Annotated in this window: 13 protein-coding genes, 1 tRNA gene and 1 riboswitch; of the genes, 8 read left to right on the top strand and 6 right to left on the bottom strand. The window is 71.0% G+C overall.

Going from position 1 to position 16,566, the window contains the following annotated elements; genetic code table 11:
- Positions 1-42: 42 nt before the first annotated feature.
- Complete coding sequence (otsB, locus tag ASD90_RS04815) at positions 43-846, bottom strand: trehalose-phosphatase (RefSeq protein ID WP_056752311.1); 804 nt, start codon at positions 844-846, stop codon at positions 43-45.
- Positions 843-2,381, bottom strand: a complete 1,539-nt coding sequence (locus ASD90_RS04820; RefSeq protein WP_056752313.1) for a trehalose-6-phosphate synthase — start codon at positions 2,379-2,381, stop codon at positions 843-845. Before ASD90_RS04820 ends, otsB begins: the two co-directional genes overlap by 4 nt.
- 206 nt (positions 2,382-2,587) lie before the next feature.
- Here ASD90_RS04820 and ASD90_RS04825 point away from each other — a divergent pair, with 206 nt between their 5' ends.
- From ASD90_RS04825 to ASD90_RS04840, 4 genes are all read left to right on the top strand, one after another.
- Positions 2,588-3,019: a CBS domain-containing protein gene (locus tag ASD90_RS04825; protein WP_056752316.1), complete on the top strand. Its 432-nt coding sequence runs from the start codon at positions 2,588-2,590 to the stop codon at positions 3,017-3,019.
- Between the two features lie 100 nt (positions 3,020-3,119).
- The gene (locus ASD90_RS04830) at positions 3,120-4,967 is read left to right on the top strand and encodes a serine/threonine-protein kinase (RefSeq protein WP_056752319.1); all 1,848 of its coding nucleotides are present in this window, start codon (positions 3,120-3,122) and stop codon (positions 4,965-4,967) included.
- A 295-nt stretch (positions 4,968-5,262) separates the two neighbouring features.
- A riboswitch (cyclic di-AMP (ydaO/yuaA leader) is annotated at positions 5,263-5,476 on the top strand.
- Between the two features lie 12 nt (positions 5,477-5,488).
- Positions 5,489-6,130 (top strand): transglycosylase family protein, encoded by a 642-nt coding sequence (locus tag ASD90_RS24605; RefSeq protein ID WP_304437877.1) that lies wholly within the window; start codon positions 5,489-5,491, stop codon positions 6,128-6,130.
- Positions 6,131-6,281: 151 nt separating this feature from the next.
- Positions 6,282-6,354: transfer RNA gene (locus ASD90_RS04840), tRNA-Thr, on the top strand.
- Positions 6,355-6,543: 189 nt separating this feature from the next.
- Here the strand turns inward: ASD90_RS04840 and ASD90_RS04845 are convergent.
- A complete protein-coding gene (locus ASD90_RS04845) occupies positions 6,544-7,371 on the bottom strand; it encodes a PhzF family phenazine biosynthesis protein (protein ID WP_056752324.1) in 828 nt (275 codons plus the stop codon).
- Between the two features lie 96 nt (positions 7,372-7,467).
- Positions 7,468-8,574, bottom strand: coding sequence for a cytochrome P450 (locus tag ASD90_RS04850; RefSeq protein WP_162260172.1), 1,107 nt, complete (start codon positions 8,572-8,574; stop codon positions 7,468-7,470).
- Positions 8,575-8,973: 399 nt separating this feature from the next.
- Between ASD90_RS04850 and ASD90_RS04855 the strand changes: the two genes are divergently transcribed.
- The 3 genes from ASD90_RS04855 (at position 8,974) to ASD90_RS04865 (ending at position 11,568) form a co-directional block, all read left to right on the top strand.
- Positions 8,974-9,618, top strand: coding sequence for an ABC transporter ATP-binding protein (locus ASD90_RS04855; protein ID WP_157610700.1), 645 nt, complete (start codon positions 8,974-8,976; stop codon positions 9,616-9,618).
- Entirely contained in the window at positions 9,612-10,667 is a 1,056-nt protein-coding gene (locus ASD90_RS04860) for an ABC transporter permease (protein WP_056752334.1), read from the top strand. The genes ASD90_RS04855 and ASD90_RS04860 overlap by 7 nt, the downstream gene beginning before the upstream one ends.
- Before the next feature lie 454 nt (positions 10,668-11,121).
- Positions 11,122-11,568 carry a DUF6325 family protein gene (locus tag ASD90_RS04865; RefSeq protein ID WP_056752336.1) on the top strand — a complete coding sequence of 149 codons (447 nt, stop codon included), beginning with the start codon at positions 11,122-11,124 and terminating at the stop codon, positions 11,566-11,568.
- 187 nt (positions 11,569-11,755) lie between these two features.
- On the opposite strand, the gene ASD90_RS04870 is transcribed toward ASD90_RS04865, so the two are convergent.
- On the bottom strand, positions 11,756-12,463 hold the full coding sequence (locus tag ASD90_RS04870) for a hypothetical protein (protein WP_082588483.1): 708 nt from the start codon (positions 12,461-12,463) through the stop codon (positions 11,756-11,758).
- Between the two features lie 233 nt (positions 12,464-12,696).
- Here ASD90_RS04870 and ASD90_RS04875 point away from each other — a divergent pair, with 233 nt between their 5' ends.
- Entirely contained in the window at positions 12,697-13,743 is a 1,047-nt protein-coding gene (locus tag ASD90_RS04875) for a type I asparaginase (RefSeq protein WP_157622990.1), read from the top strand.
- A 9-nt stretch (positions 13,744-13,752) separates the two neighbouring features.
- On the opposite strand, the gene ASD90_RS04880 is transcribed toward ASD90_RS04875, so the two are convergent.
- Positions 13,753-16,536, bottom strand: coding sequence for a cation-transporting P-type ATPase (locus tag ASD90_RS04880; RefSeq protein ID WP_056752341.1), 2,784 nt, complete (start codon positions 16,534-16,536; stop codon positions 13,753-13,755).
- Positions 16,537-16,566 lie beyond the last annotated feature (30 nt).

Here is a 16,566-nt window from a genome sequence, read left to right on the forward strand (position 1 = left end):
GTCGAGGTGGTGCGCGTATGCCGGGTGGCCCGGTCGCCCGGTTCAGCTCGCGACGTGGGCGGCGGAGCAGAGGGACTGGAGTCGCGTCAGCAGGGCGGCCACGGCCGGCTCGTCGTCGACGCGGTAACGGGCGGCGGTCGAGCCGGTGCCGACCTTGACGGTGACGTCCTCGGGCCGGCGCATGCGCATGAACGCGTCCTCGTCGGTGACGTCGTCGCCGAGGTAGACGCGCGCGACGGCGCCGACGTGGCGCCCGAGCGCCGTGACGGCAGATCCCTTGTCGGCGTGGGAGACCGACAGCTCGAGCACCGACTTGCCCTTGAGCACCTTGACGCCGGGGTGGTCGAGGGCGACCCGCCGGGCGTCGGCGATGGCGGCGTCACCGACGTCGCGCGGGAGGCCGCGGACGTGGACGACGACGGCGGCCGACTTGTACTCGATCCCGGCCTCGGGGTGGTGCTCCTTGACGAGCGACTCGATGTCGGTGCGCAGCTCGGCCAGCGTCACCTCGTCGTCAGGGGTCACGGCTGCCGCCTCCATGGCCTCGCGCACGGCCCCGCTCGACGACTCGGCGCCGTGGCTGCCGATGAGGACGATCGGCTCGTCCTCGGTGATGCCGGTGAGGGCCCGCAGCGTGTCGAGGTCACGTCCCGAGACGACGGCGACGTGGACGCCCGGCAGGCTCGCGAGCGACCGCAGCGTGTCGATGCTGCCCGCCACGGGCGTGGCGTTCATGGGGTCGGCGTCGAACGGTGCGAGCACCCCGTCGAAGTCGGTGGCGACGAGCAGGACCGGGGCGGCCGCCGCCTCCTCGAGCGCCTCCGCGGACGGCGCGGTGGCGCTCACGACCCCGCCCTGTCCGCGACACCGCGCGACCCGCTGCGGGACTCGCTGCGGGACTCGCTGGGGGCGGGCATGAGCGGAGTCTCCTCCGCGTGCGGGGTCGGCTGCGGGCGTGCCTCGGCCCCCGGCAGCTCGGGCGCCGCGGCGAGCGCGGCAAGATAGCGCGCCGCCCAGCGCTGGACGTCGTGGTCGGAGACGCGCCGGCGCAGCGCCTTCATGATCCGCTGCTTGTCCTTCTCGGGGGTGTTGATGGCGCGCAGGATCGTCTGCTTGAGGCCCTCGATGTCGTGCGGGTTGCACGCGAACGCCTGGTGCAGCTCGTGCCACGCGCCGGTGAACTCCGACAGCACGAGGGCGCCGCCGAGGTCGTGGCGGCACGTGACGTACTCCTTGGCGACGAGGTTCATCCCGTCGCGCAGCGGTGTCACGAGCATGACGTCGGCGGCCTGGAAGAGCGCCGCCATCTCCTCGCGAGGGTAGGAGTGGTGGAGGTAGTGCACGGCCGGTGCGCCGATCTTGCCGAGCTCGCCGTTGATGCGGCCGACGGTCTGCTCGATCTCGTTCTTGAGGTTGCGGTAGGCGTCCACCCGCTCGCGACTCGGCGTCGCGACCTGCACGAGCGTCACGTCGGGCGGTCCGATGCGCCGCTCGCTCAGCAGCTCCTCGTAGGCCTTGAGCCGGTGCCGGATGCCCTTGGTGTAGTCGAGCCGGTCGACGCCGAGCATGAGGACCTTGGGGTCGCCGAGGCTCTCGCGGATCTCGCGGGCGCGGGCCATGACGTCAGGCCGTCGGGCGAGCGCCTCGAGGCCCTGGAAGTCGACGGAGATCGGGATCGCGGCCGCCCGGACCTGACGGTGCGAGCCCTCGACGGTGACGCGGTCGCGCCTGGTCTGGGCACCGAGCAGCTGGCGGCAGGCACGCACGAAGTTGCGGGCGTCGGCCTGGCGCTGGAAGCCGAGGAAGTCGGCCCCGAGCAGGCCGTCGAGCAGCTGGGCGCGCCACGGCAGCTGCGCGAAGAGCTCGACGGGCGGGAAGGGGATGTGGTTGAACCACCCGATGCGCACGTCGGGTCGCAGCTTGCGCACGATCTCCGGCACGAGCTGGAGCTGGTAGTCCTGCACCCAGACCGTGGCGCCCTCGGCCGCGACCTCGGCGACGGCCTCGGCGAAGCGCCGGTTGACCGTCTGGTAGCTCGACCACCACTCGCGGTGGAAGGTCGCCGGCACGATGACGTCGTGGTAGATCGGCCAGAGGGTGTCGTTGGAGAAGCCCTCGTAGTAGTCGCGGATGTCGTCGGTCGACAGCGGCACGGGGTGCAGGTGGATGCCGTCCTCGTCGAACGGCTCGGGCGCCTCGCCGGCGTCGCCGGCCCAGCCCACCCATGCGCCGGGCTGCGTGCGCATCACGGACTCCATGGCGGTCACGAGGCCGCCGGGGCTGCGGCGCCACTCGACCTCGCCGTCGTCGGTGACGACCTTGTCGACGGGCAGGCGGTTCGCGGCGATGACGAGGTCGTAGGTCGGCCGAGCGGACGGCACGCAATCAACTCCTGCTGCTTCGAGGGGTGGTCCTCGGGCCGCGCCGTGCTCCGGCCCGGTGGGCAGGGGTGCGGCGGGCGCGATCGGTCTCACTCTAACGAGCGAACGGTGGCGCCCGGTCCGGTCCCGTTCTAGGGTCGAGTCAGGGCATCTCTGGTGGAGCGGGTGGCCGCCTGAGGGCATCGCGCCGAGGTGAAGGAGTCGCCGTGAAGATTTCTGACGTGCTGCGCTACAAGGGCAGCGAGGTCATCACCGTCAAGCCCGACGAGACCGTCGCCGGCCTGCTCGCACTGCTGGCCGAGCACCGGATCGGTGCGGTGGTCGTCAGCACCGACGGCTCGAGCGTCGACGGGATCGTCAGCGAGCGCGACGTCGTCCGCCACCTCCACAGCACGGGCACGAGCGTGCTCGAGGCGCCGGTGTCGCAGATCATGACGAGCGAGGTCACCACCGGTTCGGCCGACGACAACATCGCCGACCTCGCCGGGACGATGACCGAGATGCGGGTGCGCCACGTGCCGATCGTCGACGCCGACGGCAAGCTCGCTGCCATCGTCAGCATCGGTGACATCGTCAAGCACCGCCTGTCCGAGCTGCAGTCCGAGCGCGATCAGCTGCGCGACTACATCAGCAGCTGAGCACCGGGACGAAGGGGACCAACCACCACCGACCGGGACACTCCGCGGCGCGCTGCCGCAGGGTTCCTACGGCAGCGCGCCAGTCGCATACCGTAGGGGCATGACTGCGTACGACCGGACCGAGCGGGTGCCCACCCCGCGGCCCGGCGCGCGCACCGGTGGTGTGCCCGTGGTCCCGAAGCCCGGCGGTCCCGGGTCCCAGCAGCGCATCGGCCCGTACCGCCTCATCGAGGAGATCGGCGAGGGCGGCATGGGCGTCGTGCACCTCGCCCTCGACCCGCGCGGCCGCGCCGTGGCGATCAAGGTGCTGCGCGCGCACGTGGCCCATGACGCCGACGCCCGCCAGCGCCTGTCCCGTGAGGTCGAAACACTCTCGCGCATCCGCGACGCCCGGGTCGCGAGCGTCATCGACGCCGACGTCATGGCGCCCCGCCCCTACATCGTGACGCGCTACGTGCCCGGTCCGGCCCTCGACGAGGTCGTCGAGGAGCACGGCCCGCTGGCGCCCGCCGACCTGCTGCGCCTCGCCCGCGGCATCGCCGAGGCGATCCGCGCGATCCACGCGTGCGGCGTCGTCCATCGCGACATCAAGCCGGGCAACGTCCTCATCGAGGACGGCGACCCGGTGCTCATCGACTTCGGCATCGCGCACCTGCAGGACGACGTGCGCCACACCGTCGGCGGGCTCGTCATGGGCACGCCCGGCTACCTCTCGCCCGAGCTCGTCGAGGGTGCCGCCATCACCGACGCCACCGACTGGTGGGGCTGGGCCGCCACGATCACGTATGCCGCGTCCGGCCGTCCGCCGTTCGGCCGCGCCCGCATGGACGCCGTGCTCACCCGGGTCCGCGCCGGTGACGTCGACCTCGAGGGCGTCGACCCTCGGCTCGTGCCGCTGCTGCGCGCGTCGCTGTCACCCGACCCGAGGCTGCGGCCCCACGCCGACCAGGTCATCGCGGCGCTCGAGCTCTACGCCGCGGGGCGTGCGGCGACCGTGCCGACGCCGAGCGGCAACCCCTGGGACGACGGCCGCGCCGCGACTCCGGGCGACACCCAGGTGGTCCAGAACGGCAGCACCGCCGTCATGCCGCCCGTGACGCCGGCGACTGCGCACCCGGCCGATACCCCGGTGCGGTGGGCCCCGCCCCCGACCGGCGCCCCGGCGCCCGCACCCGACCCGGCGGCATACGACCACGGCTGGGACGACGAGCCGGCGTCGGACCACGAGTGGGGCGGAGCGCAGGACTACGACGCTCTCCACGGGCACGGGGGCGAGGACGTCGAGCAGGCCCAGCAGGGCTACTGGCCCGAGGACGAGTGGGACGAGGAGGCGGAGCCGGCCACGCGCGAGGGCGACCCCCGCATCGGCCTGCCGATGCGCACCGGCCTGCTGGCCGCCGTCGGCATCGCCTGGATCGGTGCCCTCATGGCCTGGCCGGGCATCGCCCTGCTCGTGCTCGTGGTGCTGTCGGCGCTCGCCCGCGCCACCGACCGCTCCGTCACGGCGCTCGTGCTGCGCCGCTACGACTTCGGGCGTCGGCGCAGCGACGTGCCCTTCGCCGTCGTCTCGAGCCCGTGGCACCTCGTCGTCGGCATCATCGCGACCGGGGTGGGACTGCTCCTGCCCGTCGCCGTGGCGCTCGCGGGGATCTTCGCGGCCGCCCTGCTCCTCGCCGGGACACAGGGGAGCGACCTCGGGCCCGGCGCCCCGATCACGCTCGCCGTCGGCGGCGTCCTGGGCCTGCTCATGCTGTGGTGGGGACCCGGCGGTGCCTCGCTGCGGCGGGGGTCGCGCTCGATCGCGCGGCGCCTCGTGCCGGCCGGCCTCGCCGCGCAGATCGTGTCCGGGCTGCTCGCCGTCTTCGGCGTCGTGGCCGCTCTCGTGGCGCTCCAGCACGGCACGAGCCTCACGTGGGACCCGTTCACGGCCAACCCGTTCGGGCACTGACGGCCGCGCACCGCCGCGTCTGTAGGCCCGCCCGGTGGGGTCTGTGGGTGCCTGATGCGACCTCTGTGCGGGCCCTGTGTCCCTAGCGCATCAACCCCTGTCAGGGGCTGGGAAAAGATCACGGAAGTGTCTCGACATTCCTTGTGCAGGGCTGGAACGTCCCGTACCGTCAGTGCTCGGCGGCCTCGACTCTAGGGTCGGACGGGAGCTGCAGCACTTGGCTCCCGGGTCGCTTCGTCGCGTCCGGCTCCACACGAACGCTCCCACAACTTCACATGGACACCCATCAATCCGTTCCCTGAGCGCGCCGAGCCTCGCCAGCCAGGGATGCAGCCCACAGCCGTGGGCCGGGCGAGGACGGGGGACCCAGTGTGACCAGTGAGTGCATGTGTGTCGAAGCGCATGACAAGAGGACGAGATCTGGTCTCGGGGTGAAGTCGCATCCGCGACAGGGCACCTGACGCCCCAACCCGACAGCTAACCCCGCAGGCGCGCGTCAGGAAGGAAACACCATGCAGTACATGTCGAAGCATGCTGCGACCAAGAAGGTCTCGGTCAAGCAGCGCATCGCGGGAGTCGGTATCGCTGGAGCCGCCACCATCGTCGGTGGGATCGCCACGGGCGGGTCGGCCAAGGCGGCCTCCGTCTGGGACCGCGTCGCCCAGTGCGAGTCGAGCGGCAACTGGCACATCAACACCGGCAACGGCTACTACGGCGGACTCCAGTTCGTGCAGAGCACGTGGCGCGGCTACGGCGGCACGGCCTTCGCACCGCGCGCGGACCTCGCCACCAGGGCCGAGCAGATCGCCGTCGCGCAGCGTGTGCTTGCCTCCCAGGGCCCCGGCGCCTGGCCGGTGTGCTCGCAGCGCGCGGGCCTGACGCGCGCCAACGGCGGCGCCACGTCGACCCCGGTCTCGCGGTCGACCGTGCGCAAGCCGGTGACGACGAAGAAGGTCGTCAAGAAGAAGACGTATGCCGTCACGTCCACCAAGAAGAACACTGCCAAGGGCGCCAAGATCACCGTCCGCAGTGGTGACACCCTCGGCAAGATCGCCGCGCGCTACCACGTGGCCGGCGGCTGGAAGTCCCTCTGGAAGGCGAACGGGGCCCGGGTCACCAACCCGAACCTCATCTTCGTGGGTCAGACTCTGCGACTTCCGTGAGTTCCTGATACAACTGAGCCGGACGGCCTCGCGCGACCACCCCTGGGTTTGCGCGGGGCCGTCCTTTCGTCTCCCCCGGCCGAGCCGTGTGGGCGTATGCGGTCCGGCTCGGCTACGCTTTCGCCCGTCCGCGGCGCTCGCGCCGGGACGTGCTGGCGTGGCGCAACTGGTAGCGCACCTGTCTTGTAAACAGGCGGTTAGGGGTTCGAGTCCCCTCGCCAGCTCCCTGACCACCGCAAAGCTGCTGGACGACAGGCTCACCACCCGGTCACCCACTGCTCTGCCCACCTTTTCGCCGGGGCAGGATCCTGGTCATCCGCTCCCGTGACGCACGTCGTGCGGCAAGGCGGGTCGGGCACCACCCCGTGGCGGAGTCCGTCCCCCGTCCGTTCGTGCCGCCCTCGGGTAGCAGTTCACGTGATGGCCACGGCGGTGCCGGTGACCTCGATCTCGGCTCGATCGGCGCGGATATCGACGACGAGGTGTCCAGGTCGCCTGAGATCCTCACCCTGATGGATGGTGACGGTTGCGGGTAGCGGCACGAGCTGGAGATCGCGGAGGTACGCGCCGAGCGCAGCGGCGGCGGCGCCGGTCGCGGGATCCTCGACGACGCCGCCTGGCGGGAACGGATTGCGCGAGTGAAAGAGCGAGCCGGCCTCGCGCCAGACCAGCTGGATCGTCGTCCATTCGCGGGCGGCCATGAGTGTCGCCAGCCGGTCGAAGTCGTAGTCGAGCGCGGCGAGGCGCCGGCGCGTGGCCGCGGCGATCACGGGATGCCAGGCGCCGGCATAGCCGATGCGTGGCGGCAGTGCGGGGTCGAGGTCGGCGGTGCCCCAGCCGAGTGACGCGAGCAGCTCCTCGAGATCCGCGGGTCCGATAGGGGAGATCCGCGCTGGCACGCTGGTGAGTGTCGCCAGGATGCGGCCGTCAGGATCGCGCCGGGTCTTGACCGGAACCGGGCCGCCGGCCGTAGCCAGGACGACCTCGCCAGGCCCGTCGCGCTCGGCCAGGGCCACCGCCGTGGCAATGGTGGCGTGACCGCAGAACGGGACCTCGGCCAGCGGTGAGAAGTAGCGGATGTCGGTGCCGCACAGGAAGGCCGTCTCGCTGTATCCCAGGTCGGCGGCGATCGCGAGCATGCGATCGTCACTCAACCCGGCCGCATCGAGCACGACACCAGCGGGGTTGCCGCCGTCGGGATGATCCGAGAACGCCACGTACCGTTGCACGGCCTCGCTCATGTCGGCATCATCGCAGGCCTGACCGCTTGCGGATGCCTCATGTGCGGGGTGCAGACGTCGCCGCTGGGCCCGGACGGACCTGAGAGCTGGGCTCGATCAAGGCCTTCCGGCGTGCCTCGACGAGTCGTCAGCGGGTCCGCCGTCCTCGAGCAGGACGCGAACGGCTGGGAGGCCGTAGATGAAGGAGAGACGCTCGCCATCGGTGCGCGGGATGGGCGCGACCGCCCGCAGCTGCGGGAAACGCACTGCGAGCCGGGGCAGTGTCGTTCGCAGCTCGAGGCGCGCCAGCTCGGCACCGATGCACCGGTGCGGACCATGACCGAACGCGAGGTGAGTTCGAGGTCGGCCATCCGGCAGAAACTGGGCGGCGTCGTCGACGAACTTCGCGTCGCGGTTGGCCGCGCTGAGCGAGCAGACCACCAGGTCTCCGGCGAGGACGCGCTCGCCGCCGAGCTCCGTGTCTGCCAGCGCCACCCGGGGGAACGCCACCTGCACGACCGAGGTGTAGCGCAAGAGCTCCTCGACCCATCGGTCCACACCTTTACGGTCATCGTCCCGCAGGAGGTGTGCCGCCACGGAGTCCGTTCCGAGCAGGTATCCGCCCAGCGCCAACGCGCTCGTGGTGGACTCGAGTCCGCCGGTCCACAGGCCGTCGGCCAGACCTGCGATCTGGGTGTCGGTCAGCTCGGTGCCGTGATCGCGCAGGAGACGGCCGATGAGTCCCGGTGCCGGGTGTGCGCGTTGACGGCGCACGACCTCGAGGAGATGGCCGATGGCGTCGGAGATCGGTCCGAAAGGTCCCCCGCCTGATCCCGCGAGGTCGAACCGCTGGGAACTGAGCCGATGGAGCACGGCGTGCTCATCCTCATCGAGACCCAGCATCATGGAGATGGTGCGGGCGGCGACCGGACGGGCCAGGTGCTCGACGAGATCGACCGGCTCACCTGCGTCTCCGAGCCTTGACAGGTCGTCCAAGGCGTCGTCGACGATGCCCTCGATGAGCGGCTGCAGGTCCTGGAGGCGACGCCCGGTGAACTCGGGGACGAGCAGATGCCGCAGCCGCGTGTGCTCGGGCGGGTCGCACAAGCCCAGACCGCCAAGGTGGTGCTTCCCTGCGGCCGATGCCCCGAGCCGACCCACCAGGTCGTTGCTGTAGCCGGCGGAGTCCGCGAGCACCGAGCGCACGTCCGGGTACCCGGTCACGAGCCACCCGCGGAACCGGAACGGGAGCCGAAGCCTCGTCACAGCGTCTCGGTCGAGGAGGGCCGCCACCGGGTCGAGCCCATCGCGACGCACGAGGGTGTAGGCATCCTCGGGTACGCGGGGCCAAGCACGCGCGTGCCTGCCGTCTGCGCGGCGGCCGAGCATCCACAGGAGCCCACGTCCAGCGGCCCTCTGGAGCAAGCCGGTTCGCATGGCCCACCGTCGCACGTCGATGCCCGTCGGTCTGCGTTTTCGGGACCATTGGCCGAATCCCGCGAGATGGACCGCAAGATCCACGGGGGGCTGCCACGATGACCCGTGAAGGGGCCCACCGCCAGGCGGGTCCGGGAGAGTCTCGGGGGGTGAGGGGCGAGCGTGACCAGTCGTGCTGACCTCATCGTGTCCGGCCTGACCGTGGAGCTGGGCTCAGGCCCCAGCTGCGTCCGGCCCCTGGAGAACCTGTCATTCGTCGGTACCGATGGTCGGCTCATGGTGGTGTGCGCCCCGAGCGGCGGGGGCAAGACCACGCTGCTGTCGGTCCTGGCCGGCTTGTTGACACCGGCTCGAGGCTCCGTCACCTTCTCGGGCCGCGAGCTCGCGCTCTCGTCACGTCCGCAGATGCTGCAGCACCGTCGGGACTGCGTGGGCCTGGCGTTCCAGTCGTTCAACTTGATCGCCAGTCTCGATGCCGTCGAGAACGTCATGGCGCCGCTGCTGATGACGGGCGTCCAGCGCTCGGTCGCTCGACGGCGCGCCACCGAGCTCTTGTCCGGGATGGGTCTCGCTCACCGCTTGCACCACCGACCCGGGAGTCTCTCGGGCGGCGAGCAGCAGCGGGTCGCGATCGCGCGCGGCCTCGTCGGAGATCCTCCGCTGTTCTTGGCCGACGAGCCGACCGCCCACCTGGATCAACCGCAGGTCGGCGCGATGTTGACGCTCCTCCGCTCGCTCGTCCGGCCGGGTCGACTCGTCCTCGTCGCCACGCATGATCTCCGAGTAATACAGGCCGCCGACGACGTGGTGGACCTGACCACGCCATGCTGACCATCACCTTGCGCGACCTGCAGTGGCGAGCCCGCCGCATCGTCGTGGGCGTCTGCGCGGCCATGCTCGTCTTCGCCGTCACCCTGTTGCTCCAGTCCGTTCACGACAGCTTCCTCGAGGAGACGGACCGGACCATCACCTTCTTCGGCGGTGACGCCTGGATCGTGACGCGAGGTCTGGCAGGTCCCTTCACCACGAACTCCCCGATGAGGACCTCGACGGCGGAGCTGATCGCGGACCCCCCTCGAGCAGTCGCCATGACCCCGGTGGCGATCTTCCGACACGTCGTCGACGGGGCCCAGTCCAGCGGTCCCGTCGACGTCAACGTCATCGCCTACCGTCCCGATGGTGTCGTCCAGCCTCGACCGACCGCAGGCCGGCCGCCTCGCGCCGAGGGCGAGGTCGCGGTCGACGAGAGCCTGGGCGTCCCGCTCGGAACAACCTTGACGCTCGCCGGTGTTCGTCTGACGGTGGTCGGAACCCTTGCCGGGCTGACGTACAACGGGGGTACGCCTACCGTGGTCATGACGCTCTCTCAGGGCCAGGCCATCGCCTACCACGGCGACGACCTGGCCAGCGCGCTCGTCATGCGGGGCAAACCCGCCGTTCTCCCACCAGACCTGGTGGTCATGACGCCGCGCGATGTCCGGGACGACCTACGCCGACCACTTCAGGTCGCGACCAGGACCCTTGGCCTCCTCTCTGTCCTCCTCTGGCTCGTGGCCGGCAGCATCGTGGCCTTCGTCTGCTACCTTTCGGCCCTCGACCGAGTGCGCGACGTGGCCGTCCTCAAGGCCATCGGTGCCGCTCCATGGCGGCTTTGCGCGACCCCTCTGATCGAGGGTCTCGCCGTGTCGGTGGCCGCCGCGGCCGGCGCGGTCCTCCTCGCGCAGGCACTCTTGCCGGCCTTTCCGCTGACCATCGGCCTCGGCCTCACCCCGTGCCTGGTGCTCGCGGTGGTCGCCATCGGTCTCGGGGTCGTGGCGAGCGTCGCTGGTATCACGCGAGTCCTCCGGGTGGACCCCGCCCTCGCGTTGGCAGGACCTTAGGCGAAGGGACGCGCCCACATCGGCGTCGGCCCGAGGAGGCGTCGATACGTGACGCGTCGGGTGCACGACCTCGCCGACGACCTGAGGACGTTCTGGACCGGCTCGAGCTGCGCCTCCGGCGCGGAAAGCGCAGGCACCCGGGCCCGGGTCGCAAGCAGAGCGAATAGACGACGAGACCAGCAAGAGGGCCGGACCCCAAACAGGGGACGGCCCCCGACCACCCGACAGGGACACTCCACGGCCGCCGGCAGGCAGGGTTCATCCCCAGCGGGTGAGGCTGCACGGGCGGACGGCTCCTAGCCTTGTGGGCAACGCAGGCGGACCCGCATGCGTCGCGACCCATCACCCCGTCGCGGTGCGGCACCCCGACTGTCGCCCGTGGTCTGTCGGCCCAGGCCTGCACCTCCACCGGACGCACTGATCCACACCGGACGCACACCAAGGAGAAGATGACATGACTCTCAACGTCGACGAGCTCGGTCCGGTGGACTGGATCGTCGTGGAGTTCGAGGGCAGCACCCTCAACGGCAAGATCGCCCCGATCCTCAAGGACTACGTGGATCGCGACCTCATCCGGGTCCTGGACCTGCTGTTCTTCAAGAAGGCGGAGGACGGCAGCTTCGAGGCGTTCGAGGCGACGGACATGGAGGACTCCGAGATCGGCGAGCTCCGCGCGTACGAGACCGAGCTGGCCATGCTGCTCAGCGAGCAGGACGTCGCCGACCTGGCCGAGACCATCGAGCCGGGCAGCTCAGCGGCCGTCCTGGTGTGGGAGAACTTGTGGGCGGCCCCCTTCGGCGCGGCGGTGCGTCACGCCGGCGGCCAGCTCGTGGCCAGCGGGCGCATCCCGATCCAGGCCGTCATCGCGGCCATCGAGTCCGACGAAGAGGAAGGAGCCTGACATGCCACTCGCAGCCAGGCGCAGGAGAAGGACAGTGGCCGCCGTCGGTGGCGCCGTCGTCGTCGCGCACGGAATTCACCGGCGCGGTGAGCGCCGTGAAGACCGGCGCGACGATCGCCGCGATCGCCGCTGACGCCTGAGTCCAGCCGTGGGGCCCGCCCAGGGCCCCACGGCGCTCCGTGCTGCCCTACGCCGCCGCCGGCTCCGGTCGGAAGGACGTGACGAGCAGGTGCAGGCTGAGGAGCAGGACCCAGAGCGGGAAGAGCAGGACGGCCCAGACCGTCCGCGGCGGCGCAAGGAGCAGGACCACCGCGACCACGAACCCCACCGCCACCAGCCACCGCGGCACGATGCCGGTGCGCCGGCCGAGGTTCGTGACGACCATGGTGAAGACCGCTGCCATGCGGATGCCGAACGTCGTCAGGAGCGCCGTGCTCACCGCTCCCACCTGGCGGACGTACTCCGGCGAGACGCTGTCGGGCCCGTCGTAGAGCGACAGCAACGCCCCGACGTCCGCGGAAGCGGCGAACAGCATCGCGACGAAGAGCAGGCCGGAGCCGAGGAAGGCCGTGGCGAACAGCTTGTCCTCTCGGGCCCCGAGACGGGAACGGATCACCCCGATGAACCACAGGAAGGCGATGCCGGCGTAGGGGGTCAGCTGCATCGCCAGCGCGACCCTGTCGCGGCGCGCCGTATCGGTGATCCACGTCGACCGCGTGCCGGTGCCCGGGAGGGCCAGGTACATCAGGATGATGACCGCTCCCAGGAGCAGGGCGAAGGCGATCCCGGCGATGGCTGCCGCCCTCGGCGTGCGGATCTCGTCGAGCACTCGCCCTCGCGGTCCGAGATCAGCGCGTGACTCGGCCAGACCGTCCTCGTCCTGATGCATGCTCATGCTCCAGTTGTATGCGCTCGCGGCCGCTGTCGGGACCGATCGTGGCAGACCGCCACGACACCGGCCTTCGGCTCGCCGGTCATGCGGGACAGATCCGGCGAGCGCGTCCACGACAGGGTCCGGCTGGACAGGGCTTGTCGTGGGTGCCACGGTGAGCTGCGCGTGGCGCCGGCACCGGCGGCACGAGGCGTGGGCTCGCGCGGAGTCCGGGATCCGACCAAGGGAGACACCTGGTGAGCGACAGCGTGTTCGTGCTCCACACCGGCGGCACCATCGGGATGGTCGACACCCCCGACGGCTACGCGCCGGTGGCTGGCGCGCTGGCCCCCTACGTCGACTGGATCGTGGAGAACTCGCGGGGCGAGCTGCCCCCGATCGTCTTCGAGGAGCTCGATCCGCCGATCGACTCCGCCAACGCGACGCCCGACGACTGGTGCGCCATCGCGCGGGTCCTCCACGAGCGCCGCAAGGAGCACCGCGGGTTCGTCGTCCTGCACGGGACGGACACGATGGCCTACACGGCGTCCGCACTCTCGTTCCTGCTCCCGTCGTTCGGCAAGCCCGTCATCGTCACCGGTTCGCAGATCCCCATCGCCCGCACCCGCAGCGACGGACGGCAGAACCTCATCGGGGCTCTCCAGGTCGCGGCGCGGTCCGACGTCCCCGAGTCCACGCTGCTCTTCGGGGAGGTGCTGCTCCGAGGCAACCGGGCCACGAAGGTCGACGCCTCGGGCCTCGACGCCTTCGACTCCCCCCGCTTCCCGCCGCTCGCCGCGATCGGCATCGACATCGACGTCCAGGACTCCCTGGTGCGCCCGGCCGGAGGAGAGCCCGAGCTCAGGGCCGGGCGGCTGGGGGAGGTCGCGGCCGTGCGGCTCTTTCCCGGGTTCTCGGCCTCCATCCTCGCGAACCTGTGCCGACCGCCGCTGCAGGGCCTGGTCGTCGAGGCCTACGGGGCGGGCAACGGACCGTCGAACGACCGGGCGTTCATGGCTGTGGTCGAGGCCGCCACGGCCCAGGACATCGTCGTGGTCGTCGTCACCCAGTGCGTCCGCGGCTCGGTGCAGCCGGGGGCGTACGCCACGGGGTCGGCACTCATGCGGGCCGGAGCCGTGCCGGGCTACGACATGACGTGCGAGGCGGCGCTCACCAAGCTCGCGGTCCTGCTCGGCCAGGGCCTCGACACCTCGGTCGTGGCCGACCTGATGCAACGTGACGTCGCCGGCGAGCTGACGAGGAGGGACGACGTCGCGGCTCCGACGGGGGCAGGGGCCACCTGATGTCGCAGCTCAGGCGCGCGGCGTCGTCAGGGCGCGGGCAGGCGCGACCGTCGACTGCGGGTCGAGGGCCTCAGCAGGCTCGCGTCGGCGCCTCCTGACCAGCTTGCCGAGCTCGACGACGACGGGGAGCGCGGCGGCCAGGGCTGCGCAGACGAGCCACTCGCGCGGCGTGAGCTGGGAGGTCAGGAGCGCCTGCTGCAACGTCGGGAGCTGGGTCGCCAGGAGCAGCATCCCCACGGGAACGAGGGCGATCGCCAGCGCCCTGAGGATCGGCGGGGTGAGGCCACTCGTGGGGTCGCGCCGGTTGACCACCGCGTTGAACGCGGTGCCGAGGCCCATCACGACGAACGTCATCGTCATGGACACGGATGCTCGCGTCGGGCTCGGCTCGTCCGGTCCGAGCACCAGCGGCATGAAGGCCGCGAGGAAGAGCACGAGCGCATAGGCCACCCACATGACGACCGCTGACCGGTTCGTGATGGGGATGCCGGGGTCGCGGGGCGGGCGGCTCATGACGTCGGGGTCGCCCGGGTCGACGGCGATGATGATGACACCCACGGCCGTGGCGAAGAACAGCAGGAAGAGCACCATGGTCGGGGTCATCGCGACACCCCGGTTGACGTCGAACACCGTCGCTGCGAGGAACAGGAACACCAGCGAGAGCAGCTGGGTCATCTGGTAGCGCACGTACGAGACGACCTTGTCGTAGACGCGCCTCCCGATCTCGACGGCATGGACGAGCGTCCCGAAGTTGTCGTCGGTGAGCACCATGCGCGCGGCCTGCTTGGTCACCTCGCTGCCGCTCCCCATCGCGACGCCGATGTCAGCCTGCTTGAGGGCGGCCGCGTCGTTGACGGCGTCGCCGGTCATCGCGACGATCATCCCCTCCTCCTGCATCGCGCGCGCCAGCCGGAGCTTGTCCTCGGGCGTCACCCGGCCGAACACGTGCAGGGCCGGCAGCTGCCGCTTCAGCTCCTCGTCGCTGAGCGCCTGCAGCTCGGCGCCGCTGATGGCCCCCGGACCCAGCCCCAGCTCCTGGCCGATCGCCTGGGCCGTGACGGCGTGGTCACCGGTGATCATCCGCACGTCGATCCCGGCCCTGAGGGCCGTCGCGACAGCGCTCCTCGCCTCGGCGCGCAGGGGGTCGATGATCCCGGCGAGCCCGACGAAGGACAGGCCCTGCGTCAGGGCCATCGGGTCTGCGGTCATGGTCGCCACCTCGTCGTCGGCGACGAGACGGGCCGCGAACGCGAGCACGCGCAGACCCTTGCCGCCCATCCGCTCGTTGGCCTCCTGGAGGCCGTCGAGCGCCTGCTCGATGGGAACCTGCGAGCCACTGAGCGGACCGCCGGCCAGGGTGCACCGGGCGATGACGACGTCGGGGGCGCCCTTGACGAGCTCGATGAGGTGCTCGGCGCCGTCGAGCGTCACCCGGTGGAACGTGGCCATGAACTTGTACTCGGAGTCGAAGGGCACCTCGGACAGGCGCGGGTAGGTGCGGCGGGTCTCCTCGGCGTCGATCCCGAGCTTGGCGGCGAGCACCACCAGCGCCGCCTCGGTGGGGTCTCCGATCACCGAGCCGTCGTCGCCGACCACCGCGTCGCTGTCGAGACACAGCCCCAGCCCCAGACGTGTGAAGTCGGGGACCGGAGTGCCGGCCACGGCCCGGATCGCCCCGCTCTTGCGGTAGCCCTCGCCGTCGACGGTGAACCACGACCCGCTCGCGTACAGCGTGGACACCATCATCTCGTTGAGCGTCAGCGTGCCCGTCTTGTCGGTGTTGATCGCGCTCGTCGACCCGAGCGTCTCGACGTCGGTGAGGTTCTTCACCACGGCCTTGGCCGCCGTCAGCTGCTTCGCCCCGATCGAGAGGAGTCCGGAGACGAAGGCGGGCATCCCCGTGGGGATCGCGGAGACGGCCATCGCCGTGCCCAGCAGCAGGAGGTCCTTGCCCGGTGTCCCGCGGACGAGACCAACGACGACGATGACGGCGACCGCTCCCCACGCGATGACGCCCAGCACCTTGGTGAGGGAGTCGAGCTCCTTCTGCAGCGGTGAACGCGTACGCGTGACCGAGCTGAGCATCGTCGCGATCTGGCCCATCTGCGTCTGCTGCCCGGTCGCCGTGACCACGATGGTGCCCGTGCCGCGTGTGATGGACGTGTTCTGGAAGAGCATGTTGGTCCGGTCGCCGAGAGCGACGTCCACGGACCCCAGAGCGGAGTGGTCCTTCGCGATCGGCACGCTCTCCCCGGTCAGCGCAGCCTCCTGGGCCTCGAGGGTGGCGGACCTGACGATGCGTCCGTCCGCCGGGACGATGTCACCTGCCTCGACCTGCACCACGTCCCCGGGCACGATCTCGGTGGCGGGGACGAGGGAGACGGCGCCGTCACGGACGACTCGCGCCTGTGGTGTCTGCATCTTGGCGAGGGCGTCGACGCTCGCCCGGGCCGTCAGCTCCTGCCGGGTGCCGAGGGCGAGGTTGAGGACGATGAGCAACCCGACGATCACGCCGGTCGACACCTGGCCGATGACCAGGCTCACGACCACGACGGCCACCAGCATGATGTTCATCGGGTCGCGCAGCTGGCTCGCGGCGACGACCCACGCGGACGGCGGCTTCTCAGCAGCGATCGCGTTGGGACCGAAGGTCGTCAGACGGCTCGCCGCCAGGGTCCCGCTCAACCCGGAGTCGGCGTCGGAGCCGGCCGCGGCCACGACCTCGTCGGCGTCCAGCGCGAATGGTGGGGTCTCGGTGTCCGCCGTCGACGTCGGCGTGCCGCTCTCGCTCATGGGTCGTCCCCTCAGCTCCGGGTGCCTCAA

The organism is Terrabacter sp. Root181 (genome assembly GCF_001428505.1).
Taxonomy (GTDB): Bacteria; Actinomycetota; Actinomycetes; order Actinomycetales; family Dermatophilaceae; genus Terrabacter.

What these genes read in the sequence shown, in the direction of transcription:
- ASD90_RS04830 (WP_056752319.1), top strand. Translation starts at nt 3,120, where the DNA reads ATGACTGCGTACGACCGGACCGAGCGGGTGCCCACCCCGCGGCCCGGC.
- ASD90_RS24605 (WP_304437877.1), top strand. Translation starts at nt 5,489, where the DNA reads ATGTCGAAGCATGCTGCGACCAAGAAGGTCTCGGTCAAGCAGCGCATC.
- ASD90_RS04845 (WP_056752324.1), bottom strand. Translation starts at nt 7,371, where the DNA reads ATGAGCGAGGCCGTGCAACGGTACGTGGCGTTCTCGGATCATCCCGAC.
- ASD90_RS04860 (WP_056752334.1), top strand. Translation starts at nt 9,612, where the DNA reads ATGCTGACCATCACCTTGCGCGACCTGCAGTGGCGAGCCCGCCGCATC.
- ASD90_RS04865 (WP_056752336.1), top strand. Translation starts at nt 11,122, where the DNA reads ATGACTCTCAACGTCGACGAGCTCGGTCCGGTGGACTGGATCGTCGTG.
- ASD90_RS04870 (WP_082588483.1), bottom strand. Translation starts at nt 12,463, where the DNA reads ATGAGCATGCATCAGGACGAGGACGGTCTGGCCGAGTCACGCGCTGAT.
- ASD90_RS04880 (WP_056752341.1), bottom strand. Translation starts at nt 16,536, where the DNA reads ATGAGCGAGAGCGGCACGCCGACGTCGACGGCGGACACCGAGACCCCA.